Source organism: Streptomyces sp. NPDC002643, assembly GCF_053592555.1.
This window is the reverse complement of the sequence record NZ_JBSFVY010000009.1, coordinates 275123-300107: the sequence shown is the minus strand read 5'-3', so window position 1 is coordinate 300107 and position 24985 is coordinate 275123. Positions and strand designations below refer to the sequence as shown.

Annotated in this window: 21 protein-coding genes; 10 read left to right on the top strand and 11 right to left on the bottom strand. The window is 69.6% G+C overall.

Annotated elements, in window-relative coordinates:
• Positions 1 to 167: 167 nt before the first annotated feature.
• Positions 168 to 1547, bottom strand: coding sequence for an RICIN domain-containing protein (locus ACWD4G_RS16730; RefSeq protein WP_451293892.1), 1380 nt, complete (start codon positions 1545 to 1547; stop codon positions 168 to 170).
• A 269-nt stretch (positions 1548 to 1816) separates the two neighbouring features.
• Between ACWD4G_RS16730 and ACWD4G_RS16725 the strand changes: the two genes are divergently transcribed.
• A complete protein-coding gene (locus ACWD4G_RS16725) occupies positions 1817 to 2746 on the top strand; it encodes a peptidoglycan-binding domain-containing protein (RefSeq protein ID WP_451293890.1) in 930 nt (309 codons plus the stop codon).
• A 115-nt stretch (positions 2747 to 2861) separates the two neighbouring features.
• On the opposite strand, the gene ACWD4G_RS16720 is transcribed toward ACWD4G_RS16725, so the two are convergent.
• Complete coding sequence (locus tag ACWD4G_RS16720) at positions 2862 to 3080, bottom strand: twin-arginine translocase TatA/TatE family subunit (protein ID WP_451293888.1); 219 nt, start codon at positions 3078 to 3080, stop codon at positions 2862 to 2864.
• Positions 3081 to 3259: 179 nt separating this feature from the next.
• Between ACWD4G_RS16720 and ACWD4G_RS16715 the strand changes: the two genes are divergently transcribed.
• The 3 genes from ACWD4G_RS16715 (at position 3260) to ACWD4G_RS16705 (ending at position 6327) form a co-directional block, all read left to right on the top strand.
• Complete coding sequence (locus ACWD4G_RS16715; protein ID WP_451293886.1) at positions 3260 to 3646, top strand: BlaI/MecI/CopY family transcriptional regulator; 387 nt, start codon at positions 3260 to 3262, stop codon at positions 3644 to 3646.
• 6 nt (positions 3647 to 3652) lie between these two features.
• Positions 3653 to 4714, top strand: coding sequence for a M56 family metallopeptidase (locus tag ACWD4G_RS16710; protein ID WP_451293884.1), 1062 nt, complete (start codon positions 3653 to 3655; stop codon positions 4712 to 4714).
• 248 nt (positions 4715 to 4962) lie between these two features.
• On the top strand, positions 4963 to 6327 hold the full coding sequence (locus tag ACWD4G_RS16705; protein ID WP_451293882.1) for an LCP family protein: 1365 nt from the start codon (positions 4963 to 4965) through the stop codon (positions 6325 to 6327).
• Between the two features lie 93 nt (positions 6328 to 6420).
• On the opposite strand, the gene ACWD4G_RS16700 is transcribed toward ACWD4G_RS16705, so the two are convergent.
• Positions 6421 to 7431 carry a sporulation protein gene (locus tag ACWD4G_RS16700; RefSeq protein ID WP_451293880.1) on the bottom strand — a complete coding sequence of 337 codons (1011 nt, stop codon included), beginning with the start codon at positions 7429 to 7431 and terminating at the stop codon, positions 6421 to 6423.
• A gap of 240 nt (positions 7432 to 7671) precedes the next feature.
• On the opposite strand from ACWD4G_RS16700, the gene ACWD4G_RS16695 reads away from it, so the two are divergent.
• The 6 genes from ACWD4G_RS16695 to ACWD4G_RS16670 all read left to right on the top strand — a co-directional run bounded on the left by ACWD4G_RS16695 (position 7672) and on the right by ACWD4G_RS16670 (position 15514).
• Positions 7672 to 8397 (top strand): response regulator transcription factor, encoded by a 726-nt coding sequence (locus ACWD4G_RS16695; RefSeq protein ID WP_451293878.1) that lies wholly within the window; start codon positions 7672 to 7674, stop codon positions 8395 to 8397.
• Positions 8394 to 9854, top strand: coding sequence for a sensor histidine kinase (locus ACWD4G_RS16690; protein WP_451293876.1), 1461 nt, complete (start codon positions 8394 to 8396; stop codon positions 9852 to 9854). The genes ACWD4G_RS16695 and ACWD4G_RS16690 overlap by 4 nt, the downstream gene beginning before the upstream one ends.
• Before the next feature lie 474 nt (positions 9855 to 10328).
• On the top strand, positions 10329 to 11648 hold the full coding sequence (locus tag ACWD4G_RS16685; RefSeq protein WP_451293874.1) for a DUF3500 domain-containing protein: 1320 nt from the start codon (positions 10329 to 10331) through the stop codon (positions 11646 to 11648).
• A 197-nt stretch (positions 11649 to 11845) separates the two neighbouring features.
• Positions 11846 to 13279 (top strand): C4-dicarboxylate transporter DctA, encoded by a 1434-nt coding sequence (dctA, locus tag ACWD4G_RS16680; RefSeq protein WP_451293872.1) that lies wholly within the window; start codon positions 11846 to 11848, stop codon positions 13277 to 13279.
• A 21-nt stretch (positions 13280 to 13300) separates the two neighbouring features.
• A complete protein-coding gene (locus ACWD4G_RS16675; RefSeq protein WP_451293870.1) occupies positions 13301 to 14278 on the top strand; it encodes a LysR family transcriptional regulator in 978 nt (325 codons plus the stop codon).
• Between the two features lie 135 nt (positions 14279 to 14413).
• Positions 14414 to 15514 carry a tartrate dehydrogenase gene (locus ACWD4G_RS16670; protein WP_451293868.1) on the top strand — a complete coding sequence of 367 codons (1101 nt, stop codon included), beginning with the start codon at positions 14414 to 14416 and terminating at the stop codon, positions 15512 to 15514.
• 169 nt (positions 15515 to 15683) lie between these two features.
• Here ACWD4G_RS16670 and ACWD4G_RS16665 read toward each other — a convergent pair whose 3' ends face one another.
• From ACWD4G_RS16665 to ACWD4G_RS16630, 8 genes are all read right to left on the bottom strand, one after another.
• Complete coding sequence (locus tag ACWD4G_RS16665) at positions 15684 to 16487, bottom strand: ATP-binding cassette domain-containing protein (protein WP_451293866.1); 804 nt, start codon at positions 16485 to 16487, stop codon at positions 15684 to 15686.
• Between the two features lie 38 nt (positions 16488 to 16525).
• Complete coding sequence (locus ACWD4G_RS16660; RefSeq protein WP_451293864.1) at positions 16526 to 17638, bottom strand: ABC transporter permease; 1113 nt, start codon at positions 17636 to 17638, stop codon at positions 16526 to 16528.
• Between the two features lie 117 nt (positions 17639 to 17755).
• Complete coding sequence (locus ACWD4G_RS16655; RefSeq protein WP_451293862.1) at positions 17756 to 18811, bottom strand: sugar ABC transporter substrate-binding protein; 1056 nt, start codon at positions 18809 to 18811, stop codon at positions 17756 to 17758.
• A gap of 277 nt (positions 18812 to 19088) precedes the next feature.
• Positions 19089 to 19958 carry a sugar phosphate isomerase/epimerase family protein gene (locus ACWD4G_RS16650; RefSeq protein ID WP_451293860.1) on the bottom strand — a complete coding sequence of 290 codons (870 nt, stop codon included), beginning with the start codon at positions 19956 to 19958 and terminating at the stop codon, positions 19089 to 19091.
• Positions 19955 to 20971, bottom strand: coding sequence for a Gfo/Idh/MocA family oxidoreductase (locus ACWD4G_RS16645; protein ID WP_451293858.1), 1017 nt, complete (start codon positions 20969 to 20971; stop codon positions 19955 to 19957). Before ACWD4G_RS16645 ends, ACWD4G_RS16650 begins: the two co-directional genes overlap by 4 nt.
• Positions 20972 to 21050: 79 nt before the next feature.
• On the bottom strand, positions 21051 to 22475 hold the full coding sequence (locus ACWD4G_RS16640) for a sugar porter family MFS transporter (RefSeq protein WP_451293856.1): 1425 nt from the start codon (positions 22473 to 22475) through the stop codon (positions 21051 to 21053).
• A gap of 9 nt (positions 22476 to 22484) precedes the next feature.
• Positions 22485 to 23432 carry a TIM barrel protein gene (locus ACWD4G_RS16635; RefSeq protein WP_451293854.1) on the bottom strand — a complete coding sequence of 316 codons (948 nt, stop codon included), beginning with the start codon at positions 23430 to 23432 and terminating at the stop codon, positions 22485 to 22487.
• 54 nt (positions 23433 to 23486) lie between these two features.
• Entirely contained in the window at positions 23487 to 24977 is a 1491-nt protein-coding gene (locus tag ACWD4G_RS16630) for a CoA-acylating methylmalonate-semialdehyde dehydrogenase (RefSeq protein ID WP_451293852.1), read from the bottom strand.
• Between the last annotated feature and the right edge of the window lie 8 nt (positions 24978 to 24985).

Sequence of the window (24985 nt, the reverse complement as noted above, 5' to 3'; positions counted from 1 at the left end):
GGGCCCGCCCGCCGCCCCGGCGGCCGGCGCGCCGCCCCCCCCCCCCCCGCCCGGGCCCCCGTCCCGCGGGGCGGGTTCAGCAGCCGTATCGCGGCGGCTCCCGGCCCCACCCCGCTGCACCGGCCCGCACGGTCGCCGTGGTCGCACGATCCGCTGCGGCGGACGGGTTACTGTCCGGCCGTCAGGACGTAGGTGTTGAGGTTGCCGACCGCCGTGAGCGGGGTCGGGGAGCCCAGGTCGTAGCGGTCGACCGCGAGGTAGTTCGGCTTCTTGCGGGCGGCCGGGGTGCAGAAGTTCTGGGCGCGGTTCTGGAGCTTGGCGTTGTCCGCCTCCGCCGTGCCGCTCATCGTGTAGTCGCGGAAGTGGTTCATCACGAACAGCGGGTGGAACGCGGTCGAGTCGGTGGTCAGCGGCCGGCTCGTGCCCCAGCGGCTGTAGCAGGACCAGTCGGAGTCGCCGATCCCGCCGCCCATCGACCAGTAGTTCTCCACGGTCCACTCCCGCTGGTACATCACCCCGAAGGTGTCCCGGGTCGCGTAACCGGCGGATGTGTCGCTCGCCCGCGTACGGTCGCTGAAGATCAGCAACTGCTTGCCCCGCGCGGCGAGATCGGCCATCGTCGGCCAGCCGCCGGCCGCCACCCCCTCCTGGTCGGGCCGGTACAGCACGTCCGACAGCCCGCTCACGGAGGCCAGCGAGGACTTCAGTACGTCCGAGGCGGTGTAGTCCTCCAGGAAGACGGTCACGAACTGCCCCGGATTGGCCTTGAGGAAGTCGACCATCCGCTGCAGATCGGTGGCCAGCGACACCGGGCTGCTCACCCCGTCGCAGCTGTTGTGACACAGCATCGCCTGCCCCGACACGGTGTAGGTGTCCAGCATGAACCCCCGTACGCCGTCGGTCAGTTGCTGGCCGACGCCGCGTGACTGGTTGGGGAAGAGGCTCACCGGGAACGAGGCGAAGTTCCCGTCGACGCCGTTGGCGTAGGCGTTGTGCGAGGTCAGGAACGTGACCTGGTCCAGTGTGCGGGTGTCGGCGGACGGCATCGCGGTCGTCGCGTAGGAGACCGGGGTGAGGTACCAGCGGGCGAGATCGCCGCTCGAACCGATCTGCACGGCGGCCGAGTCCGACGACACCCCCGTCAGATACTGCGAGGTCCCGGGCACGCCGATGGTGTACGTGCTGCCCGAGGCGGCGGCCGTGATCGTCCAGGTGGTGCCGTCCGCGCCACAGGTCGTCGTCACCGCCGCAGTGCCGCTCCGCCCGAGGCAGATCCCCGACTCGTCGACGTTCTGCAACTGATGACCGCCGCTGACCGCCACCGGCGTCCACTGCTGGTGGTCCTCGTCGCCCTTGGGGTTGTGCGCCGCCACCGTGCCGTCGCTGTCGGCCGCGTTGAGTCCTGTGACGGAGTTCTGCAGATACACCGAGTACGTGGGGACCGCCGCGGCGGCCGGTGCCGGCGACAGCAGCACGGGGGCGCCCAGGGCGAGCGCGGCGACCGTGCACAGGGCACGCGGACGGGGGCGAACACGGGGCAGTCTCACGGGGGTTTCCTCCACGCCGAACACAACCGGGTTGATGTCAGAGGCATGACATACCTACCGGCGGGTGGTGCGCCAGTGCCCGGACATGAAGACATGGTGAGTCCCAACGTGCCTTTTCACGGCGGGACTTGACTGCGGGTGGATGCGAGGGGGCGGGACGGTCGTTTTCCGCCTCTTCCGGACGCGCTGCTTCCAATTTCAAGCAACTCTTGGAGATTGTGCGCTGAAGATATGCCTAAACTTTGAAGCCCGTCCGGAGAGAGATCCGCGTGAGTGAACCGACAGCCCCCGTCTGCCCCGAATGCGGTACGCCCCGGGCGGCGGACGGCACTCCGGCCTGTTCCTGCGGCCGACTCGCGTCGGACGCCCACCGCGAGACCCGTACGACGGAGGCCGCGGCCGTCGAGGACTTCGACCCGGTCCGCATCCGGCCGTTTGTGAAGGTGGGCGACGGGGACGGGCGGCCGGCCAAGCCGGGGGACCTTCCCGTTGCTTCGGATGCCGAGGGTGTGTGGGCGCAGGGGGAGACGGTCGGCGTCGCGGTGGACCCCGTAGAGGCCGACCAGGAAGTTCCTTCGGGCGGCGCCGACATCACCCCGGGCGGTCGGCGGCGCCGTAGAACCATGATGGCCGCCGGCGCGGGAGCCCTCGTGGTGGGCGTGGTGACCGCCGGATTCGTCAGCGGACTCTTCTCGTACGAGGGGCCCGAACGGGACGGTGCCGTGCCCGACGACATACGGGCGGAACTCCCGGACGGGGCGACGGCGTCCAGCAGCAACGCACCCTCGGCGGCGGCCTCTTCCCGTACGACGTCCTCGGCCTCGCCCTCCCCGTCCGGCACCTCGGCGTCCCCGAGCGCGAGCCCGACCGGGAGCGGCGCCACACCGACCGACTCCGCCGACCCCTCCGGCCTCCCGCCCGGCGGCGGCCAGACCGCGACAGCGGGCCCGGCCCCGACCGGCCCCGGCGCCGAGAACCCCATCCTCCGCTTCGGCGACAGCGGTCCGGAGGTCGTCGAACTCCAGGTCCGACTGCGGGAGGTCGGCCTCTACAGCGGCGACCCCGACGGCGACTTCGACGGCCAGGTCGAGAACGCGGTCCGCATGTACCAACTCACGCGAGTCGTCCTCGGCGACGAGTCGGGTGTCTACGGCACCTCGACACGAGCCTCACTGGAATCCGAGACCGAGGAACCGTGAGATCACCGAGCAGCCGCAGCCGCAGCCGCAGCCGCAGCCGCAGCCGCAGCCGCAGCCGCAGCCGCAGCCGCAGCCGCAGCCGCTCCACGGGGCCGCCCGACGGCCGCGCCCGCCGCTAGCCCTTGTCGTGGCCCGGCGGCACCGTCTCGCCGCGGATGACCTTGGGGTCCGTGCCGGGCGCGGTCTCGGGGGCGTCCTGTTTCAGGGCGCGGGACTCGGCCTTGAGGATGCGGGCCGACTTGCCCGCCGAACGGGCCAGGTCGGGGAGCTTCTTGGCGGCCAGGACGGCTATCACGACGATGAGGATGAGGGCGAGCTCGCTCAGTCCGAACATGAGGGTCCTGTCTTCCTGCTTTCGATCTTCGGGCTCTCCCGTTCTCGGGTTCTCCCGATTCCGGGTTCAGAATCTACAGCACTGTAGAAGATGTGTGGGTGGTGCGACCCGTCGGCTTCTACAATTCTGTGGACGCGTGGGGAGTGCCGGATCAGGGCGGTGGAGAGGAGACGGGGCTGATGGACCAGCGGCAGCGTGCCCGGCGCCGGGGGCAGGGGGAGCTGGAAGGGCTCGTCCTGGCCGTGCTGCGGGAGGCCGAGCGGCCCGAGAGCGCGGGATGGGTACAGGAACGCCTCGGCGGCGACCTCGCCTATACGACGGTGATCACGATCCTGACCCGGCTGCTGGCCAAGGGCGCGGTCACCCGTGAGCGCGCCGGCCGCTCCTTCGTCTGGACCCCGGCCGCCGACCAGGCGGGCCTCGCCGCGCACCGGATGCGTCGCGTCCTCGACGGGGAGCGGGACCGCGAGGCGGTGCTGGCCAGCTTCGTCACCTCACTGGAACCCGACGACGAGCGGCTGCTGCGCGAACTGCTCGGGCAGGCGAAGGGCGAAGGGGAAGACTGAGACCTCATGGGGGTGTTCGTCTTTCTCCCGCTGGTCCTCCCGCTCACCGCCTGGCCCCTGGCCCGGCTGGCCGAGCAGCGACTCGACCCCCGGACCGCCACCCGGCTGCTGACCGGCGTGGCCCTGGTGATGGCGGTGTGCAGCACGGTCTGCCTGGGACTGCTGATGGTGGTCGGCACGGCCCAACTCCCCGGCAACCCGCTGCCCGACGGCTGGTCCGACCCCGAGGTGCGCGCGGCCGTTCCGTACGACGAGATCGCCGGGAAACTGGCCATACCCGCGCTGCTCGGAGTACTCCTCGCCTGCGCCCGCACCGCGTGGCGGCACGGCCGGGTACGCCGCCGCGCCCACCGGGCCCTGGCCGGGCTGCGCGGCACGGAGGTGGCCGTACTGTCCGACGAGGCGCCCTACGCGTATGCGCTGCCCGGCGGACACCGGGACCGGGTGATCGTGAGTACCGCCCTGCTGTCCTCGCTCGAACCGGCCGAGCGGCGGGCGCTGTTCGCGCACGAGCGGGCCCATCTCGCCGCCCGGCACCACCGGTTCCTGCTGGCGGTCCAACTGGCGGCGCGCGCCAACCCGTTCCTGCGACCGTTACGGACGGCCGTGTCGTACACGACGGAGCGGTGGGCCGACGAGGACGCCGCCCGGACCGTCGGCAGCCGCCGAGTCGTGGCCCGGGCGATCGGCAAGGCCGCGCTCGTGTCGGTCGGCACCCCGGCGGCGACCCTCGCCGGGTTCGCGGCGCCGGGGCCGGGGCCTCGGCGGGGGGCCCGGCCGGGTTCTGGGCCGGTTGCGGGAGCGGGGGCGGAGGCGGGGGCCGGTGGTTCGGTGGGGCGGCGGGTGCCGGCGGGTGCTGTGGCTCGTCGCGCCGCCGCCGGTCCGGTGGCCCGTCGGATGGCGGCCCTGCTCGGTCCCGCGCCCGTGGTGCGCAGGTGGCCGTCCGTGTTCACCGCCGTGGGGCTGGCCGCGTGGGCCGGCGCGGCCGGTGCCGTCGTCTCGGCGATGTCCTCGGCCAACGCGGCCGTGACGATGTTCTTCATCCTGTACGCCGCCACACCTCTGTGAGCGACGCCTCCGCCCGTGAGGGGAGTCCTCGGCGCAGGTGAGGTCCCCTGCGCGAGGGAACGTCCCCCGGCGGGCGAACGACTTCGGTCAAGCGCGGTCCGAAGTGACGCCGGATCGTGCGGTGAGACGAGTTCATCGGCCATCCGTATGTCTGCACGGATGTAGATTCCTGTGGTTCGGTGATCACAACCGCCGGACGCACAGGGGCAGTCGAAGCGGCCGGGTTCGGCCGGGGTGGGGGCAGGCCGGTGAGTGGTACGGGCAGGCGGCGTGCGGGAGGCGAGGCCAAGCGGCGGACGCTGGGATGGTTCGCGGGAGTCGCCGCGATGGTCGTCCTCGGTGTCGCGGGTGTCGGGGCCTGGGTCTACAAGGACCTCAACGACAACATCACGGCCGCCGACGTCGACGGCAAGCTCGGTGAGGACCGTCCCGTGAACCTCAGTCCGGGCTCCAAGAACATCCTGGTCGTGGGCTCCGACAGCCGTGACGGTGCCAACGCCGAGTACGGCGGCGACGGGCTGACCACCATGCAGTCGGACACGCTGATGGTGATGCACGTCCCCGCGAACCGGGAGTGGGCGACCGTGGTGTCGTTCCCGCGTGACTCCTGGGTCGAGATAGCGGCCTGCGAGAAGGGCGACGGCTCGACGTCCGACCCGCATCGCGCGAAGATCAACGAGGCGTTCGCGATCGGGGGGAGCAGCGGCGAGGTCGCCGGGGCCGCCGCCTGCACGATCAGGACGGTCGAGGCCAACACCGGGCTGCGCATCGACAACTTCATGTCCGTCGACTTCCAGGGCTTCAAGGGCATGGTCGACGCCCTCGACGGCATAGAGGTCTGCCCCGAGGAGGCCATCCACGACGAGAAGGCCCGCCTCGACCTGGAGGCCGGCTGCCAGACCGTCAAGGGCGAGAAGGCGCTCGGCTATGTACGGACCCGGTACAGCGTCGGCGACGGCTCCGACATCGGACGCATCGGACGCCAGCAGGAGTTCATGGAGGCCCTGGCGGAGAAGGCCCAGTCCAAGCTGACCAGTCCGACCGCTCTCTACGACTTCATGCAGTCCGCCACCAAGTCCCTCACCACGGACAAGGACCTCGCCGGGATCGACCCGCTCTACGGTCTCGCCTCCGAACTCAAGGCCATCCCCAGCGAGCGGCTCACCTTCCTGACCGTCCCCAACTACCCCCGCGAGGCCGACGTACCCACCGACAAGGCCAATATCGTCTGGCAGTATCCGCAGGCCGCCGACCTGTTCACCTCCCTCGCCAAGGACGAGGAGGTCGACAAGAAGCAACTCCAGGCCTCCGCGAAGGACTTGGTGTACGCCTCCAACGTACGCGTCCAGGTCCTCAACGGCACCGGCATCACCGGCCGCGCCGCCGCCGTCGCCGAGCGGCTGCGCGAGTCCGGCTTCACCGTCGTCGGCACGGGCAACGCCCCCGAGAACACGGACAAGACGAAGATCACCTACCCGGCCGACCTGGCGAAACAGGCCAAGGTCCTCACGTCCCGGCTCCCCGACGCGGACGCCTCGCAGGATGCGAACGCCGCGGCGGGAGTGGTGACGCTGGTCGTGGGGACGGACCTCGCACTCGACGAACTGCCGTGACCTGGAGGAGGGGTGGGGAGGGCCGGAAGACGTTGATCACCGGCTGAGTACAGCGGTGATCGAACGCCTCCGGCCAACACAACCACCCGCCCGTCAGCCCTCCTCTTCCTCCTCCTCGTCGCCCTCGAAGAAGTCGCCCACCTCGTCGACGACTTCGGCGGCGACCATGCCGCCCACGACACCCACCGCGAGCCCGGCCGCGCCGGCGGCGATGGCGGTGCCCATCCCGGGCCCGGAGCGATGCCCCTCGCCGTGGTGCTCGTCATGGCCATGACTGTGGCCATGTCCGTAACCGCCCTCGTGGCCGTACGAGGCGGGGGCCGCGTACGACGCCCGGTGCTCGACCAGTTGACGCATCCAGCCGTCGACCAGGGTGTTCCAGTCCTGGTGGGCGACGCCGTCGTGGGAGACCGTGAACCGGGTGAGTGTGTCGTGGCCCTCGGAGAAGAGGCCGCCGCGCTTGTCGGCCTCCAGGACGACGTCCATGCCGCCCGGCGTGGCGAGGAAGGTCAGCTCGATCTCGTTGACCTGGCCGGCGTACTGCGGGGCCGGGGTCAGTTCGATCTCCTGGTAGAAGGGCAGCTGCTGGCCGGTGCCGTTGATCCGGCCGTACTCCAGGTCGGCGGACCTGAAGCCGAAGCCAAGCTGGCCGAGCGCTTCGAGGATCGCCTCCTGGACGGGCAGCGGGCCCACGTTCAGCTGGTCCAGGTCGCCCTTGTCCTTCGCCCCGGCGACGGCCAGCTCGGTGCGTACGCCGAGGACGATGCCGAGGGCCTGGCCGTACAGCTCGGTGATGGGCGTCTCCCACGGCAGCGCGAGAGTGAACGGGACCTCGCGGACCTCGCCCTCCGCGAGCCGGAAGCCCCCGCCCACGGTGGCCCGGTCGAAGACGGCGACGCCCTCGCTCTCGCCCTCCTCCTGCTCGGCCTCGACCCGGGCCACCAGCTCCAGGGTGATCTGCTCGATGTCGAAGTCGGCGTCACCGCCCTTGAGATGGACCCGGCCGGTCAGCGTGCCACCGGGGCGGACCGTACCGGGGTCGAGAACCGTGTCGACCGTGGGGCCGCCGACGCCGAGCGATCCGAGCAGTCGTTTGAACACCATCGTGGCGTCCACTCCTTATGCGTACGTGCGTTACGTGTCGTTCGTGTGCTGCAGTGCTGCAAGTGCTGCAAGTGGTGCGTGTACCGCAAGCGGCGCGCGCCGTTTGCTCTACACGTATGTAGAAGCATAGGGGTGCGTCGGGCGGCTCGTGGGGTGTCCAGGTGGTCGTCATGCGGAAAGACCGAAAAGAGTCGCGGAATTTCACAGAGAACTCTCAGAAAGCTCCGGCAGGATCGGGCCATGTCTGTCGTCCGCGCAGCCCGTGAGGGCACGTTCCGGGTACTGATCGTCGACGACGAGCCCGAGCTCACCGAACTGATGTCCTTGGCCGTCACCGAGGCCGGCTGGCAGCCGTTCCTCGCCGAGGACGGCCGTACCGCGCTCACCCTCGCCCGTGGCTGCGCCCCGCACGCCGTCGTCCTCGACGGCATGCTGCCCGACCTCGACGGCATCCAGGTACTGCGGCGGCTGCGCTACGAGAACCCCGAACTGCCCGTACTGATGCTCACCGCCCGCGACGCGCTGGAGTACCGCCTCGACGGACTCTCGGCGGGCGCCGACGACTATGTGACCAAGCCCTTCTCGGTGGAGGAGGTCATGCTGCGGCTGCGCGGACTGCTGCGCCGCTCCGGCGCCGAGGAGCGGGCCGAGGACGAGTCCGTCCATGTACTGGGCGATCTCGTCCTCGCCGAGAAGACCCGCCAGGTGCGGCGCGGCGGGGAGCCCGTCGAGCTGACCGCCAAGGAGTTCGACCTGCTGCACTTCCTGATGAGCCACCCCCGTCAGGTGCTCAGCAAGGCACAGATCATCGACAACGTCTGGAACAGCTCGTTCGAGAGCGAGGGCAATCTCGTCGAGGTGTACGTCTACAGCCTGCGCGGCAAGCTCGACAAGGGCCGGGAACCGATGATCCACACCGTGCGCGGCGCCGGGTACGTCATCAGGGCGGCGGGCGAGGGCGGATGAGGCTCGCCCGCCCCAGGCCACGGACCCTGCGGGCCCGGCTCGTGCTGTTCGTGTCCGTGGCCCTCGTCGTGGTCTGCACGACCATGGCGGTCGCCACCGTACTCGTTCAACGCGCGCATCTCCACGCGGAGTTGGACCAGCGGGTGCGGGACGCGGCGGAGCGAAGCCAAGGGGGTCTGGAGCATCGTGCGGGCGACGCCACCGACCTCGGTTTCCTCAACGAACGCGGTCAGCCACGCGGGACCGTCGCCGCCCGGCTCACCGACGGGAAGGTGGTCGCGGCCGAGGTCGTCACCGCGGACGGGCAGCAGCGGACCCTCACCGCCGCCCAGCGCGCGGCCCTCGCCGGGATCACGGCCGACGGCACCCTGCACACCCGGACGATCCCCGGGCTCGGCACCTATCGGCTCACCGCCGCGAGCGGTGACGGCCCGGGAGTGCTGGCGGGACTGCCCACCGCCGATGTCGCGGACGCCCTGGACCACCTCATGGTGACCGAGGGGGTGATCGCCGCCGTCGGGCTGGCCGGCGTGGGCGTGGTCTGCGCCGTGGTCATCCGACGACAGCTGCGGCCCCTCGGGCGGGTGGCCGCCACCGCCGTCGAGGTCGCCCGGGGACCCCTGGGCCGGGGCGAGGTCACCGCGCTCACCCGGGTCCCCGCCCGGGACACCGACGCCGACACGGAGGTCGGGCAGGTGGGCGCCGCCCTCAACCTCCTCATCGACAACGTCGAGTCCTCCCTGGACGAACTGAGACGCAGCGAGGACCGGATGCGCCGATTCCTCGCCGACGCCAGCCATGAACTGCGCACCCCGCTCGCCTCGATCTCCGGGTACGCCGAGCTGATGGACCAGGGTGCCGTGAAGATCGAGCCGGGGCTGGCGTGGCGGCGGGTGTCCGCGCAGTCCGCCCGGATGACCGGGCTCGTCGAGGATCTGCTGCTCCTGGCCCGCCTCGACGAGGGACGGCCGTTGCGGCAGACCGACGTCGACCTCGCGACACTGGTCGCCGAGGCGGTGTGGGACGCGCGCGCCGCCGGGGCCGACCACGAGTGGAAGCTCGCCCTGCGCCTCGACGAACCGGCCACGGTGACCGGCGATCCCGCCCGGCTGACCCAGGTGGTGGCCAATCTGCTGGCCAACGCCCGCGCCCACACACCGCCGGGGACGAGGATCGAGGTGGCGGTGGACGCCACCCGCACCGACTGCGTGGTCGTCGTACGGGACGACGGGCCCGGTATTCCGCCCGCCCTCCTCCCGGCCGTCTTCGAACGCTTCACCCGCGCCGACACCTCCCGCTCCCGCACCCCGGGCCAGGGCGGCGGCTCCGGCCTGGGCCTCGCCATCGCCGCGGCGCTCACGGAGGCCCACGGGGGCCGTATCGAGGTGGAGAGCGAGCCCGGTCGCACCGAGTTCACGATCACCTTGCCGAGGACGGTCGCGCCGGGTTCACGGTGACCTTGCCGAGGGCGGTGGTTGCGGGTTCACGGTGACCTTGCCGAGGGCCGCCGTAGCGAGTTCAGGGTCACCTTGCAGAGGGCCGTCGTAGCGGGTTCACGGTGACCTCGCAGAGGGTCGTCGTAGCGAGTTCAGGGTGACTTTGGCGAGGGCGGTGGTTGCGTGTTCACGGTGGCCTTGTCGAAGGTGGTCGCGCCGGGGTTCACGGTGATCCTGCCCTGGTCAGTCGTACCGGGTCACGGTGACCTCGCCGAGGGCCGTCGTACCGTCCACAGCGCATTCGTAGAAATCTCGAAGGGCTTCACAGAATGCCTGGTCAGGGGCTGTCGCAAGCTCTCTGGAAGTCCTCCGTGACGCCTGTGCGGACCCTCGTCGTGCACGCGCTTCAGCGTGGCCTCAGTTTCGTCGACCAGGGTGGTCGTCACCGGGCCGGTCCGTAGGGGACGCGGCCCATGACGAAGGGAGCGGACGACGATGCCCGAGCTCGACACCGGTGAGCCGCAGGAGACCGAGGTCGCCCGTCGCGCCCATGCGAGCCGCCGCAACTTCATGCGGAAGGTCTTCTTCGCGTCCGGTGCCACGGCCGTCGCCACGATGGGCGGCGTCGGCGCCTGGAGCGCGCTCGCCGACGACACCACGGACGCGGCTGCCAGTGCCGCCCCGAGCGACGCTCCCAGCGGCGGGCCGGGCGGGGGTACGGGAGGCCCCGGCAACCAGTCGATCACCGAGGACTTCTTCGGCCTCACCACGGACGGCAAGCGGATCGACGATCTGTTCACCATCCACTCCACCGGCGTCGCGACGGCGCCCGTGATCACCGCGGCGAACGCCTTCCTGGCCGGACTCACCGACGACCAGAAGACCTCGACGCAGTTCACGGTGCACTCCACCGAGTGGCGGCTGTGGAGCAACATCGACTCCTACGAGCGCCAGGGCGTCTCCCTCGCCGATCTCTCCGACGAGCAGAACGCCCTCGGCACGGCCCTGCTCAAGGCGGCCCTCAGCGCCGACGGCCTGGAGACCACGGAGAAGATCCGGAAGATCAACCAGGCGGCCGGCGAGGCCATCGGCAACACGGACGCCTTCAACGACGAAGCGTTCTTCTGGACCATCATGGGCACGCCGTCCGAAACCGAGCCCTGGGGCTTCCAGTTCGACGGCCACCACCTGGTCATCAACTACTTCGTGCTCGGCGACCAGGTCGTGATGAGCCCCTGCTTCTGGGGTTCGGAGCCGACCTCGATGGAGATCGACGGGGAGACGGTGACCGTCTGCCACGAGGAGGTCGTCGCGTCCCTCGCCTTCATCAACTCCCTCACCGAGGCGCAGCAGGCCGTCGCGATCGAGTCCTCCTCCAAGTCGAACGAGTCGATGAAGGCGGGTGCCTTCTCCGACAACGCGGTCCAGGAGTACACGGGCCTGCGCGGCAACAAGCTCACCGGCGCGCAGAAGAAGAAGCTCCTCGGCATCGTCGAGGCGTTCGTCGGCCGGGCCAAGGCGGATGCCGCGAAGGTGCGCATGGCCGAGGTCCGCAGCCACCTCAACGACACCTACGTCACCTGGGCGGGCGGCACGGGTGACGACGACGCCTTCTACGTCCGGGTGCACAGCCCTGTCGTCTGGGTCGAGGTCGACTGCCAGGGACCGGGCCCCCTCGCCGGCGCCTACGGTGCCACACAGGGCGACGGCCCGACCCAGATGCATGTCCACTCCGTCATTCGCACCCCCAACGGCAACGACTACGGAAAGGAGCTCCTCAGGCAGCACTACCTCACGTCACCGCACCACAGGTGACACATCACCCCGTCATGTCCGCGGGCCCTTCCACCAGCCGGTGGGAGGGCCCGCGGCCTGTGCCGGTACTGATAGGTGCCGCCTATACGGGGCATCGATTTTTGGTCGTGGACCCCCCTGACCGAGGCCCGGTTCACTGTGGCCCACAGCAGGCGCGTACCGATCGGGCTCGGTGACGCGCGATCAGGGAGGCTGCAATGACGCACACCCCACGAGTCGAGCAGGCGGAGCGCATCGCCGCCACGCCGTGGTACCGGCAGCTGTACGTCCAGGTGCTCGTCGCCATCGTGATCGGCATCGTGCTCGGCTGGCGGTGGCCTGATCTCGCCACCTCGATGGAGCCGCTCGGCACCACGTTCATCACCGCGATGAAGATGCTGATCGGGCCGATCGTCTTCCTGACCGTCATCGGAGGCATCGCCGGGGTCGCGGATCTGAAGAAGGTCGGGCTCACCGGCATCAAGGCGCTGACCTACTTCCAGGTCGGCACGATCATCGCCATGCTCACCGGCCTCGTCGCCATCAACGTCTTCCGCCTCGGCGACGGGGTCCACGCCGACCCAGCCACGCTGGACACCTCCGGCGACGCCGGGACGTACATCGAGAAGGGCGAGAACCAGCACTGGTGGGAATTCCTCACCCACATCGTGCCCAACAGCGTCTTCGGCCCCTTCGTCGAGGGCGACATCCTCCAGGTCATCTTCCTCGCCGTGGTCTTCGGCATCGCCCTCAAGGCCGTGGGCCGGGCCGGTGAGCCGATCATCGCCGGTGTGAACCGGATGACCGAGGTCGTCTTCAAGGTCCTGGCGTACGTCATGAAGGTCGCCCCGATCGGTGCCTTCGGCGCGATGGCGTACGCGATCGGCAAGTTCGGCCTCACCACCCTGACCAGCCTCGGTTCACTGATCCTGCTCTTCTACGTCACCTCCGCGCTGTTCGTCGTGGTCGTCCTCGGCGGGGTGCTGGCCGCGTACGTGCGGCTGAACATCTTCCAGCTGTTCCGGTACCTCAAGGAGGAGTTCTTCCTGATCCTGGGCACCTCCACGGCCGAGCCCGCGCTGCCGGGGCTGATGCGCAAGCTGCGGCACCTGGGGGTGGAGCGGTCCACGGTCGGGCTGGTCGTGCCGACCGGCTACAGCTTCAACCTCGACGGCGCCGCGATCTATCTCTCCCTGGCCACCCTGTACATCGCCCAGGCCACCGACACCCCGCTGTCCGTCGGCCGGCAACTGGGGCTGCTGGCCGTGATGCTGCTGACCTCGAAGGGCGCGGCGGGGGTGGCGGGCGGCGGCTTCATCGCCCTGACCGCCACGCTGTCCACGGTCGGTTCCGTCCCGGCCGCCGGCATCATGCTGGTCTTCGGCATCGACAAGTTCATGTCTGAGTGCCGGGCCGTCGTCAACTTCTTCGGCAACGCCGTCGCCACCCTGTTCATCGCCCGCTGGGAGAACGGCGTCGATCTGGCGAGGGCCCGCGCGGTGCTGGCGGGCAAGGCGGTGGAACCGGTGCCGGAGCAGGAGACGCAGAAGGAGCGGGAGACCGACAAAGGGGAGGATGGGGTGTCGGTGGTCGACGAGGCCCGGGCCGCCGGCCAGTCCACCGTCGGGTCGCCGGCCCGGGTGACTCCCTGACGATCCGACCGCGGAGGCAGTATGGACGCCCGGCAGCTGGAGTACTTCCTCGCGATCGTCGAGCACGGCGGCTTCAGCAAGGCCGCCGCCGCACTCCATGTCGCCCAGCCGTCGCTGTCCCAGGCCATGGCGAACCTGGAGGCCGCCCTCGGGGTGGCCCTCTTCCACCGGGTCGGCCGGGGCGTCGTCCTGAGCGAGGCCGGGGCGGAGCTGCTGGAGCCGAGCCGTAGGGTGCTGCGGGACCTGGCCGCCGTACGGGACACCGCCGCCGCGCTGTCGGGGCTGCGCGGCGGCACGGTCGAGCTGGCCACGATGCCGTCACCCGGTATCGAACCGCTCACCACCCTCATCCACCGCTTCACCGAGCTGCATCCCTCGGTGACGGTCAGCACGCGGGCCGCGTTCACCCCGGACGAGGTGATCGCCCTGGTCCGTAGCGGCGCCTGCGAACTTGGCCTGCTGGGCAGCGCCTCACCCGTGAACCCGTCCGGGCTGGACGTCCTGCACATCGAGGAACAGCCGTTCGTGGTCGTGGCCGCACCGGGCGGGGCCATCGAGGACGACATCACGATCCGGCCGGAGGAACTGGCCGGGCAGAAACTCATCGCGTCCCGGACCGGCAGCCTGATGCGCAGCATCGTCGACGACATCACCGCCGACGGCACCGGCACCGGACCCGGCACCGGCACGAGCACAGGTCCAGGCACCGGACCCGGCACAGGTCCAGGCACCGGCACCGGCGCTCAGATCGTCACCGTCGTCGATCACCGCACCTCGATCCTGCCGCTCGTCCTCACCGGTGTCGGTGTCGCCGTGCTCCCGTCCTCCTGGACCCGGCTGGCCCGTCGCAGCGGAGCCGTGGTCGCGCCCATCGAGCCCACCGCCCACCTCCATGTGGCGATGGTCAGCCTCCCCGTCCATCTCACCCCGGGCGCCCGCGCGTTCCTCGCCCTCACCGGGTCCCTCGCCAAGCGACGGGCGACCGGCAGCGGCACCTGACGCACAACTCATCGGCCACGCCTATACGTCGCATCGAAAGCAGGTCTTGGACGCCGTACGACCGCCCTGTGTTGACTCGGAACCGACCGCACCGCCGTGGGACCACGGCAGGTCCACAGCGAGCCGGAGGCACCCATGACCACCGCACCCCGCACCCGTACGTTCCGTATCGCCGCGATCCCCGCCGACGGGGTCGGCAAGGAGGTCGTCGCCGCCGGGCGGGCCGTCCTGGAGGCCCTCGCCGCCGACTCGCGAGGCACGGACGGCGCATTCTCCTTCGTCTGGGAGGAGTTCGACTGGGGCTGCGAGTTCTACGAGCGCACCGGGAAGATGATGGACGACGACGGTCTCGACCGGCTCAAGGACTTCGACGCCCTCTACTTCGGTGCGGTCGGCTGGCCCACCGTCCCCGACCACATCAGTCTCTGGGGCCTGCGGCTCAAGATCTGCCAGAGCTTCGACCAGTGGGCCAACGTCCGGCCCGTCCACTTCCTGCCCGGCATCACCAGCCCCCTGCGCAAGGCCGACGACACCGAGCTGGACTGGGTCGTCGTACGCGAGAACAGCGAGGGCGAATACGCGGGGCTCGGGGGCCGCAACCTTGGCGGACGCGGCCCGGGGGGTGAAGTCGCCGTCCAGTCGGCCCTGTTCACCGAGGTCGGCTGTGAACGCATCATGCGGTTCGCCTTCGACCTGGCGCGGACGCGCAGCCGCCGCAAGGTCTCCTCGGTGACCAAGAGCAATGCCCAGCAGTACGGGATGGTGCTGTGGGACGACGTGTTCCAGCGGGTCGCCGCCGACTACCCGGACGTCGAGACCGAGAGCGTCCTCGTCGACGCGATGTCCGCGAAGTTCGTGCTGAGGCCCGAGGACCTCTCCGTGGTCGTCGCCTCCAACCTCAACGCGGACATCCTCTCCGACCTCGGCAGCGCCCTCGCCGGCAGTCTGGGCCTGGCCGCCAGCGCCAACCTCAACCCGGAGCGCCGTTTCCCCAGCATGTTCGAGCCGGTGCACGGTTCCGCGCCGGACATCGCGGGCCAGGGCCTCGCCAACCCGATCGGCGCGGTCGGCAGCGCGGCCCTGATGCTGGAGCACTTCGGCCTGCCCGACCGGGCGGCCCGTCTGCACAAGGCCATCGAGGCCACCACCGCCGCCGGCGTCCTCACCCGTGACGTCGGCGGCACCGCCACGACGGAGGACGTCACCAAGGCGCTCATCGAGGCGCTGGGCGACTGACGGAACGGCCCGCGCCGGGCGACTGACGGGACGGGCCGCGCCGGGCGACCGACGGGACGGGCCGCGTCGGGCGACCGACGAGAAGGAGAAAGGCGGCCGAGGGGACGGGCGAGGGCGGGCACCGCGCGAACGGTGCCCGCCCTCGTTCCTCCTCCCGTACCCCGTCGGCTCAGGCCAGCGGCTTCCCCTCCCGATGGCGGCGCAGGCCCTCCGGGCCCTCCACGACCGCCGCCGTCAGTTCCTCCACACTGGTGTCCTCACGGCGGACGTCGAGGATCTTGCGGCCGTGGTTCATCACGATGTGCCGGTCGCAGATCTGGAACGCGTGGTGGAGGTTGTGCGTGACCAGGACCGAGCTGACGCCCTCCTGCTTCAGCTGGAGCAGGTAGTTGAGCAGGGCCTCGGTCGCGCGGACGGCGAGCGCGCTGGTCGGCTCGTCGAGGATCAGCAGACTGCGCTTGAAGTGCACCGCGCGGGCGATCGCCACCGCCTGCTGCTGGCCGCCGGAGAGCGAACCGACCAGCTGGCGGGGGCTCTTGATGCCCTCGATGGTGACCACGCTGTCCAGGATCTCCGCGGCGATCTCGTCCATCTGCTTGAGCTTCAACATGCCGAGAACGTTGGTGAGTTCACGGCCCATGAAGATATTGCGGGTGATGGTCATCGAGGGGACGAGCGCGGAGTCCTGGAAGATCGTCTCGACGCCCCGCTTCTCCGTCTCCTGACGGTTGAGCGTGCTCAGCTTCTCGCCGCGCCAGAGGTAGTCGCCCTCCTCGGCGACGACCACCCCGGACATCGTCTTGACCAGGGTCGACTTACCGGCGCCGTTGTCGCCGAGCAGCCCGACGACCTCACCCTGGTGGATCTTGAAACTGACGTCGTTCAGAACCGTGTTGGCGCCGTACCGCTTGGTGATGCCGGACAGCTCCAGCAGGACCTCGCCGGTGCGCTCCTCGGTGGCGGTGGGGGACATGGTGGTTGCTCCGTTTCCGGCGGTGGACGCGGCGGCGCTCACTTCGCCTTCCCCTCGATCATGCGGTTGAAGAAGGCCGCGGCGACGATGATCAGACCCACGAAGAGGTCCAGGTAGAAGCCGGGCGCACCACCGAGCAGCAGGATGTCCTGCACGGTGAGGATGAGTCCCGCGCCGAGGACCATGCCGAGGACGCTGCCCCGCCCACCGGACAGGGCCACTCCGCCGACTACGGCCGCCGCGATGGCCTTCAGCTCCATACCGCGCCCGGTGCCGGGCTGGACGGAACCGGTGCGTACGGCGGTCAGGATCGCGGCCAGCGCCACACACAGACCGAGGATGCCGAACGCGATGATCTTGACCCGGTCGGGGTTGATGGAGATGGCGCGGGCGGCGGCCGGGTTGCCGCCGACGGCGAAGATGTGGTTGCCGAGCCGGTGTCTGTGCACGAGCAGCCAGAACACGACGCCGATGCCGACCATCCACAGCGCCTGGCCGCGGAAGAAGCCGAAGTCGGCCGTGAAGACCTGCTTCATCGTCTCGCTGGGCATCATCAGGGTGGCCGTGGTGCCGTTGTAGAAGAGCGCCGCGCCCTCCCAGAACATCATCATGCCGAGCGTCACGATGAACGAGGGGATCTTCGCCTTGGTGACCAGCAGCGCGTTCACCAGGGCTATCGCGACACCGGTCAGGACGGCCATGCCGGTGGCGGTCCAGGCGCTCGCCCCGTCGGCGTACCACCGGGTGAACACCAGCGCGCAGAAGGTGAAGTTGGCGCCCAGTGACAGGTCGAACTCACCGGCGATGATCAGGACACCGGCGCCGATGGCGAGGATCGCGAGGACCGGGACGGACTGGCTGAGGACGTTGAAGTTCGACTTCTCCAGGTAGGGGAAGCCCACCGGGTCCACGAGGTAGTAGACGATGCAGCCGAGCTGCACCAGGACGAAGACCAGGCCGATCTCCAGCGCGCCGCGGCCGCGGATCTGCCGGAAGCGCTCCTTGAGCCGGTCGCCGGTGCTGGTGGGGGCGGAGTCCGCGAGAGTCCGCTTCTGGGCGGGGACGGCCCCGGCCGGGGCGTCCTCCGCGACGGCGGCGCCCCCGGCCGCCGCAATGCTCCCCGCGGTCGTCTGACCGCTGCGCTCGCTCATGGTCGTACTGCCTTCCTGAAGGGTTGGGCGGGGCGGCCGGCCGGTGCTGCCGGGCCGCCCCGGGCCGAGTCGTCGGCGGATGAAGAGGTGGCTGCCGTCGGGTGCTGACCGGACGGGTCAGCGGACCTTGCCGGCGAGTTCCTTGGCGATGCCGACGTTGGACTTGTCGACCAGGCCGCTGCCGCCGGAGTTGATGTCGGCCGGGCTGAGACCGAAGTCGAGGAGCAGACCGAGCTGCATGACCGTCTGGAAGCCCTGGACGTAGCCCTGCTGGTCGGCGGCGGCGTCGATGACGCCGGACTCGATACCGGTGACGATCTGCGGAGCGAGGTCGAAGCCGACGACGGGGACCTTCAGACCGGAGTCCTCAAGGGCCTTGGGGACATTGCGGTGCGGGGTGCCGCCCAGCGGGACGATCGCGGCCGTGTCCTTGTGGCCGAGGAGGTACTGAGTGATCTTGTCGAGGGCGGCGGAGTCCTCGATGCCGGTGCCGAGGATCTCCGTCTTGGCGCCCACCTCGTCCAGGGCCCGCTTCACACCGGCGTGGCGCTGGACGGCGTAGACCTGGTCGGGGAACTCGACGGGGGTGAGGACGGTGTCGCCCTTGCCGATGTCGGGGTGGTCGGCGAGGAGGCGCTTGCCGAGGAGGTAGCCGACCTCTTCGAAGTCCTGGCCGACGAAGCCGAGGGTGCAGTCGCCGACCTCGCCCTCCTGCGTGATGTTGTACGTCATCACCGGGATGCCGGCCTTCTGGGCCGCGCAGACGTTCTCGGTGTACTTGTTGGGGTCGTCCAGGACGACGGCCAGCGCGGCGGGCTTGTCGGCGACCGCGCTGCCGATGAGGTCGTTGTACTTCGACTGGTCGCCCGAGCTGGTCTGCATGTTCAGATCGAGGTCCAGCAGCTGCGCGGCGTCCTTGGCGCCCTGCGCGATGGTCGTCCAGAACGGGTCGCCCGGGTCCTGGGCGAGCAGGAAGGTGACCTTGCGGTCCTTCGCCGTGCTCCCGAGGCCCGACGACAGCGACGTGCCCTTGCCCGAACCGGACGCCTCGTCGTTCGCGGCGGCCGAGCAGCCCACGGCGAGCAGGGCCAGCGCGGGGACGACGGCCAGCGCGCGCAAGCCGGAGATCCGACGGCTGCGGGTTCTGCGGGGCGAGTGAGCGGAGTGCGGCATGTTTCGACCTCTCCCTTGAGGAATCTGTGAGGCGCCGCGCCCGCGGAGAATTGCGGGTCTGAACGGATGGGGGCCTCTTTGGCGAAAATTAGCGCCCTTTTGGCCGAAGGTGTCAACGCTTATTCGCGAGGTAATTCCAACGAAAAGGTTACGGCGATTATGGGCATAAAAACGCAGGCCAGAGAGCCGTGCCGGGTTCTGATCGATAATCGGCAAGGCCCTCTGGCTGTAGTATTCAATTATTTATGGAGCGCTCTAGCTCAAAGGCAAATGAAACCTATGAGGCGAGTTCCTTCGAGATGCGGTCAAGCATGAACGCGGAGGATTCGCGAGCGCGTTCCTCCCAGGCGAACACACAGGCCGTGGCCACTCCGTCGAAGTTCAGTTCGCGAAGGGTGCCGAAGAACGCGTCCCAGTCGACCTCTCCCTGCCCGATGTCCAGGTGCTGATGGATACGGGCGGTGGTGCCGGGAGGGTTGAGGATGTACCGCAGGCCGCTGGAGCCCTTGTGGTTGAAGGAGTCCGCGATGTGCACGTGCCCCAGCCGGTCGCCGGCGTAGCGCATCATCGCCGCGATGTCCGCGCCCACCTGGGAGGGACCGGAGAGATGGAAGGAGTGCGGGGCGCAGTACAGATAGTTCACCCACGGCTTGTTGATCGCGCGGACCAGATCTACGGCGGGGGTGTTCTCCTCGCAGAAGTCGTCCGGGTGCGCCTCCAGGTTCAGAGCGATGCCTTCCCGCTCGAACACCGGCAGCAGCTCCTCCAGGGAGCGCCAGAACGCGGCCTCGCTCTCGGCGGCCTTCTCGGGCCGGCCGTTGAACTCCGAGTTCATCAGATCGCAGCCCAGATCCGAGGTGATCTGGATCATCCGCTTCCAGTAGCGGACGGCGGCCTGCCGCTCGGTCTCGTCGGGCGACGACCACTTGTACAGCGGCAGTACCGAGGACAGCTCCACACCATGGGTGCGCAGCGCCCGCTTGAACTCGGCGACACGCTCGTCGTCCGCCCGAGGGTGCAGGAAGAACGGCATGAAGTCGTCGCGCGGCGACAACTCGATGTACCGGTAACCGAGTTCGGCGACGGTACGCACCATGTCGTCGATCGACAGGTGCCGGAACATATAGGGGTCGAGGGCGATTTTCACGCGGTGCCTCCGTAGAGGGTCGGGCGGGGCTTGAGGTCAGTGGCGACGACGCGGCCCGATTCCAGGGCCTCGACGGTCGCGGCGGTGATGACGGTGGCGGCGTAGCCGTCCCAGGCCGAGGGCCCGGTGGGCTCGTCGCCGGCGGCGAGGTTCGCGACCCACTCGCGGAACTCCGTGTCGAAGGCGTCCGCGAAGCGGCCCACCCAGTCCGTGAGCACCGTCGTGGTGTGCGCTCCCGTGTGGCGTACGGCGACCGAGGCCGGGTCGGGCAGCCGGACCAGGCCCTCCTCACCGACCGTCTCGCACTGGATGTCGTAGCCGTACTGGCAGTTGACGAACACCTCCAGGTCGATACGGACGCCCTTGGCGGTCTCGAACAGCATGATCTGCGGGTCCTTCAGATGCTCGAACCGCTTGCTCGTCGAGCGCGGGGTGACCACCTGGGCGGAGACGATCTCGTCGTCGAGCAGCCAGCGCAGTACGTCCACCTCGTGCACCGCCGTGTCCAGGGCGGCCATGGCGGAGGTGTACGACTCCGGCACGGTCGGGTTGCGGTGGGCGCAGTGCACGATCAGCGGCTCACCGATCCGGCCGGAGTCGATGACCTGCTTCATCTGCCGGTAGCCGACGTCGTAGCGGCGCATGAAACCGACCTGCACCAGACGACGGCCGAACGCCGTCTCCGCCTCGATGATCTTCAGACAGTCCTCGGCGGTGGTGGCCAGCGGCTTCTCGCAGAACACCGGCTTGCCGGCGGCGATCGCGTTCAGCACATGCTCGGCATGGGTCGGGCCCCACGAGGTCACGAGGACCGCGTCGACGTCGTCCGCCGCGACCACGGCCGCGCCGTCGGGCAGCACCCTGGCGCCGACCGGGGCCGCCGCCTCCTCGGCACGGGCCGGGTCGATGTCGGTGACCGCGGTGACACGGGCACCGGTGACGGTCTCGGTGAGTCGCCGGATGTGTTCCTTGCCGATCCAGCCGGCGCCGATGACTCCTATGCGTACGGTCATGGCCGTTTCCCTTTCGAAGGGCTCGCGGGGGCCGGGAGTCGAATCGCTCCCGGCCCCGGGGTGGGGAAGAGAAGAGGGATCAGGAGAAGCGGGCCTTGAGTTCCGCTTCGAGGGTTTCGAGGCTGCGGCCCTTGGTCTCGGGGACGTAGAGCTTCACGAAGGTGATCGAGAAGACCCCCGCGACCACGAACAGGAAGAACGTGTTGGAGATCCCGATCCCGTCGACCAGCGACGGGAAGACCAGCCCGATCACGAAGTTGGTCAGCCACAGCACCACGGCCGCGACACCCATGCCGAAGCCACGCATCCGCATCGGGAAGATCTCCGACAGCATCAGCCAGGTCACCGGCGAGATCGCACCCTGCTGGAAGGCGAGGAACGTGACCGTCATCGCCAGCACCGCGTACGCCCGGCCGTCACCGGCGGGCAGCACCAGCGAGAACACACCGATCAGCAACAGCGCGGCGGTCGTGCCGACCTGACCGGCCATCAGCATCGGACGGCGGGCGACCCGCCCCAGCAGCCAGATGCCCACGAACGTGGCGAGCACCGAGATCACACCGTTGGCGATGTTCGCCGTCAGCGCGCTGTCGGCGGCGAAACCGGCGTCGGTGAGGATCTGCGTCCCGTAGTACATGATCGTGTTGACGCCCGTGATCTGCTGCACGATCGCGATACCGAAGCCCACGAACATCAGCTTGCGAATCCACGGGGTGGACTTGATGTCCTGCCAGCCGCCGAGCTTCTCCTGCTCGTCCTTCACGGCCAGCGCGGACACCTCGGCAAGCTCCGCCTCGGCCCGCTGCTGGGACCGCACCTGCTTGAGCACGGACAGCGCCTCGTTGAACCGACTCTGCGAGGCCAGCCAACGCGGGCTCTCCGGCATGACCAGCATGCCGAACCACAGCACGACGGCCGGGAGGGTGGCGATCACCAGCATCCAGCGCCACACACCACCGGACTCGCCACCGACCTGAGCGATGATCGCGTTGGAGGTGAAGGCCAGCAACTGCCCCGTCACGATCATCAGTTCGTTACGGGTGACCAGAGCACCGCGCCGCTCGGCGGGGGAGACCTCCGCGAGGTAGACGGGCACGGTCACCGACGCGCCACCGACGGCGAGACCGAGCACGAACCGCGCGACGACCATCACGGCCGTCGTCGGCGCGAGCGTGCAGCCGAGCGCCCCGATGAAGAACAGCACGGCCAGCGTGAGGATGGTCCGCCGCCGGCCCCGCGCGTCGGACAGCCGCCCGCCGGTGATCGCGCCGAGCGCGGCACCCAGCAGCAGCGAACTGGTGACCATGCCCTCGGTGACCGGCGTCAGCCCGAGGTCGTCGGTCATGTACGGCAGGGCACCGTTGATGACACCGGTGTCGTAGCCGAAGAGCAGACCGCCGAAGGTGGCGATGATCGTGATGAGCCGCAGCCGCCGCGACACGGCGGGCGGGGCGTCATCGGCGGTACGAGTGGGGGCCTGATTCGCGTCGTCCCTGACGTCCATGGCCACCTCCTACTGGTTGACGGTGGGGCGTCGGGTTCCGGTCAGACCGCAGCCTGCCAAGTGCTCACGGGTGCGGACGGCTATGGGCAGCGGCACCTCCGGGGCGCACGGGTACAGGTCCTGCTCGACAATCACGAACAACTCGGCGTCCAGCCGGGCGAGTTCGGCGACGACATCGGCTGGGTTGGGCACTCCGGCGGGCGGCGACACGCACACACCCCGCTTGACCGCCTCACCGAACGACAGCTTCTCGGCGGCGACCTGCGCGAGGATCTCCGGGTCCATCTGCTTGATGTGCACATATCCGACACGCTCGCCGAAGCGCCGGATGAGATCGAGGTTGTCGCCACCGCCGTACGCCACATGCCCGGTGTCCAGGCACAGATTGGTGTACGCGCTGTCGGACTCGTTCAGCAGCCGCTCGATCTCCGGCTGCGTCTGGATGTGGCTGTCCGCGTGCGGGTGGATGACGAGCCGTACGTCGTACTCGTCCAGCAGCAGCTTGCCCAGCCGGTCGGCGGCCTTGCCGAAACCGGCCCACTGCTCGGCGGTCAGCTCCGGGGACTCGGTGAAGTCACCGGTCTTCTCGTCCCGGTACATCGGAGGGATGAGCACGAGGTGATGGGCGCCGGCGGCCTGGGTGAGCGTGGCCACCTGGCGGACATGGGCGAGCATCTCGTCCCACGCCTCGGGCCGGTGCAGCGCGCCGAAGGCGGTACCGCCGGAGACCTGGAGCCCGCGTGCGTCGAGTTCCTCCTTCAACCGCTGGGGGTCCGTGGGGAGATATCCGTACGGCCCGAGCTCCAGCCACTTGTAGCCCGCCTCGGCCAGCTCGTCGAGGAAGCGGGTGGGGGAGACCTGGTGCTCGTCCTCCGGGAACCACACGCCCCAGGAGTCGGGCGCGGAACCGAGGCACAGATTGCCCACGGTGGTGCGGAGAGATGGCGTCGTTGCCATGGGGGTGCGTCCTTCGGGAAGGGGAGAGGGGAGTGGTGTCGACAGGGGGTCGCTTCAGCTGGAGGTGGGGAAGTCGAACCCGGCGGTGACGTGCTGGGCCTGCTGGGGCCAGCGGGTGGTGACGACCTTCGGCCGGGTGTAGAAGCGGATGCCTTCGGGGCCGTGGATGGGGTTGTCGCCGATGAGGGAGTCCTTCCATCCGCCGAAGGAGTAGTAGGCCATGGGGACGGGCACCGGCACGTTGATGCCGATCATGCCGACCTTGATGTTGCGCTGGAATCGGCGGGCGGCTTCGCCGGAGGCGGTGAAGAGGGCGGTGCCGTTGCCGTAGGGGTTGGCGTTGATGAGGTCGATGGCCTGGTCGAGGGAGTCGACGCGGAGGATGGCGAGGACGGGGCCGAAGAGTTCTTCCTTGTAGGCGTCCATCTCGGTGGTGACGTGGTCGAGGAGGGAGGGGCCGGTGAAGAAGCCGTTCTCGTGGCCGTCGATCTTGAGTCCGCGTCCGTCGACGATGACGGTGGCGCCTTGGGTGGCGGCTGTGCCGACGGCGTTCTCGACGCGTTCCTGGGCCGCCTTGGTGACCAGGGGGCCCATCTCGGTGCCGGGGGCGTCGCCGGGGCCGACCTTCACCTCGTTCGCCTTGCGCTGAAGGATCTCCACCAGCGCGTCGGCGGCGTCACCGACGGCGACGGCGACGGAGAGGGCCATGCAGCGTTCACCGGCGGAGCCGTAGGCGCCGGCGGTGATGTGGTTGGCGGCGAACTCCAGGTCGGCGTCGGGGAGGACGACGGCGTGGTTCTTGGCACCGCCGAGGGCCTGGACGCGCTTGCCGTTCGCGGTGGCCGTCTCGTGGACGTACTTGGCGATGGGTGTGGAGCCGACGAAGGAGACGGCTTCGATGCCGGGGTGGGTGAGGATCGCGTCGACCGCGTCCTTGCCGCCGTGGATGACGTTGAACACGCCGTCCGGGAGGCCGGCCTTCTTGTACAGGTCGGCGACGAAGTTCGCGGCTGACGGGTCGCGCTCACTGGGCTTGAGGATGAAGGTGTTGCCGGTCGCGATGGCGATGGGGTGCATCCACAGCGGGACCATCGCCGGGAAGTTGAACGGGGTGATGCCGGCGACGACTCCCAGCGGCTGGCGGAAGTTGTGCACATCCACGCCGCGCGAGACCTGGTCGGAGAAGGAGCCCTTGAGGACGTCGCCGAGGCCGCAGGCGAACTCCACGACCTCCCGGCCTCGGACGATCTCACCGCGGGCGTCGTCAACGGTCTTGCCGTGCTCGGCGGAGATGATCCGGCCCAGCTCCTCCTCGTGCTCGACGAGGAGCTGGCGGAAGTTGAACATGACCTGGGTGCGCTGGGTGAGGGAGGACTCCCCCCAGGTCTCGAACGCCTTGGCGGCGGCGGTGACGGCGGCGTCGACCTCCGCGCTGCCGCCGAGGACGACGCGGGCCTGCTCGGCGCCGGTGGCCGGGTTGAACACGGCCTGGGTATCAGGGCTGGTGGCCGGGGCGCCGTTGATCCAGTGGGGGATGGTGTTCATCTGAGGGT

Bases quoted from the DNA above. Each gene is read 5' to 3' on its own strand.
- ACWD4G_RS16720 (WP_451293888.1), bottom strand. From the start codon at position 3,080: ATGTTCGGACTGAGCGAGCTCGCCCTCATCCTCATCGTCGTGATAGCC.
- ACWD4G_RS16715 (WP_451293886.1), top strand. From the start codon at position 3,260: ATGGACCAGCGGCAGCGTGCCCGGCGCCGGGGGCAGGGGGAGCTGGAA.
- ACWD4G_RS16710 (WP_451293884.1), top strand. From the start codon at position 3,653: ATGGGGGTGTTCGTCTTTCTCCCGCTGGTCCTCCCGCTCACCGCCTGG.
- ACWD4G_RS16700 (WP_451293880.1), bottom strand. From the start codon at position 7,431: ATGGTGTTCAAACGACTGCTCGGATCGCTCGGCGTCGGCGGCCCCACG.
- ACWD4G_RS16695 (WP_451293878.1), top strand. From the start codon at position 7,672: ATGTCTGTCGTCCGCGCAGCCCGTGAGGGCACGTTCCGGGTACTGATC.
- ACWD4G_RS16690 (WP_451293876.1), top strand. From the start codon at position 8,394: ATGAGGCTCGCCCGCCCCAGGCCACGGACCCTGCGGGCCCGGCTCGTG.
- ACWD4G_RS16685 (WP_451293874.1), top strand. From the start codon at position 10,329: ATGCCCGAGCTCGACACCGGTGAGCCGCAGGAGACCGAGGTCGCCCGT.
- dctA (WP_451293872.1), top strand. From the start codon at position 11,846: ATGACGCACACCCCACGAGTCGAGCAGGCGGAGCGCATCGCCGCCACG.
- ACWD4G_RS16675 (WP_451293870.1), top strand. From the start codon at position 13,301: ATGGACGCCCGGCAGCTGGAGTACTTCCTCGCGATCGTCGAGCACGGC.
- ACWD4G_RS16670 (WP_451293868.1), top strand. From the start codon at position 14,414: ATGACCACCGCACCCCGCACCCGTACGTTCCGTATCGCCGCGATCCCC.
- ACWD4G_RS16665 (WP_451293866.1), bottom strand. From the start codon at position 16,487: ATGTCCCCCACCGCCACCGAGGAGCGCACCGGCGAGGTCCTGCTGGAG.
- ACWD4G_RS16660 (WP_451293864.1), bottom strand. From the start codon at position 17,638: ATGAGCGAGCGCAGCGGTCAGACGACCGCGGGGAGCATTGCGGCGGCC.
- ACWD4G_RS16655 (WP_451293862.1), bottom strand. From the start codon at position 18,811: ATGCCGCACTCCGCTCACTCGCCCCGCAGAACCCGCAGCCGTCGGATC.
- ACWD4G_RS16645 (WP_451293858.1), bottom strand. From the start codon at position 20,971: ATGACCGTACGCATAGGAGTCATCGGCGCCGGCTGGATCGGCAAGGAA.
- ACWD4G_RS16640 (WP_451293856.1), bottom strand. From the start codon at position 22,475: ATGGACGTCAGGGACGACGCGAATCAGGCCCCCACTCGTACCGCCGAT.
- ACWD4G_RS16635 (WP_451293854.1), bottom strand. From the start codon at position 23,432: ATGGCAACGACGCCATCTCTCCGCACCACCGTGGGCAATCTGTGCCTC.
- ACWD4G_RS16630 (WP_451293852.1), bottom strand. From the start codon at position 24,977: ATGAACACCATCCCCCACTGGATCAACGGCGCCCCGGCCACCAGCCCT.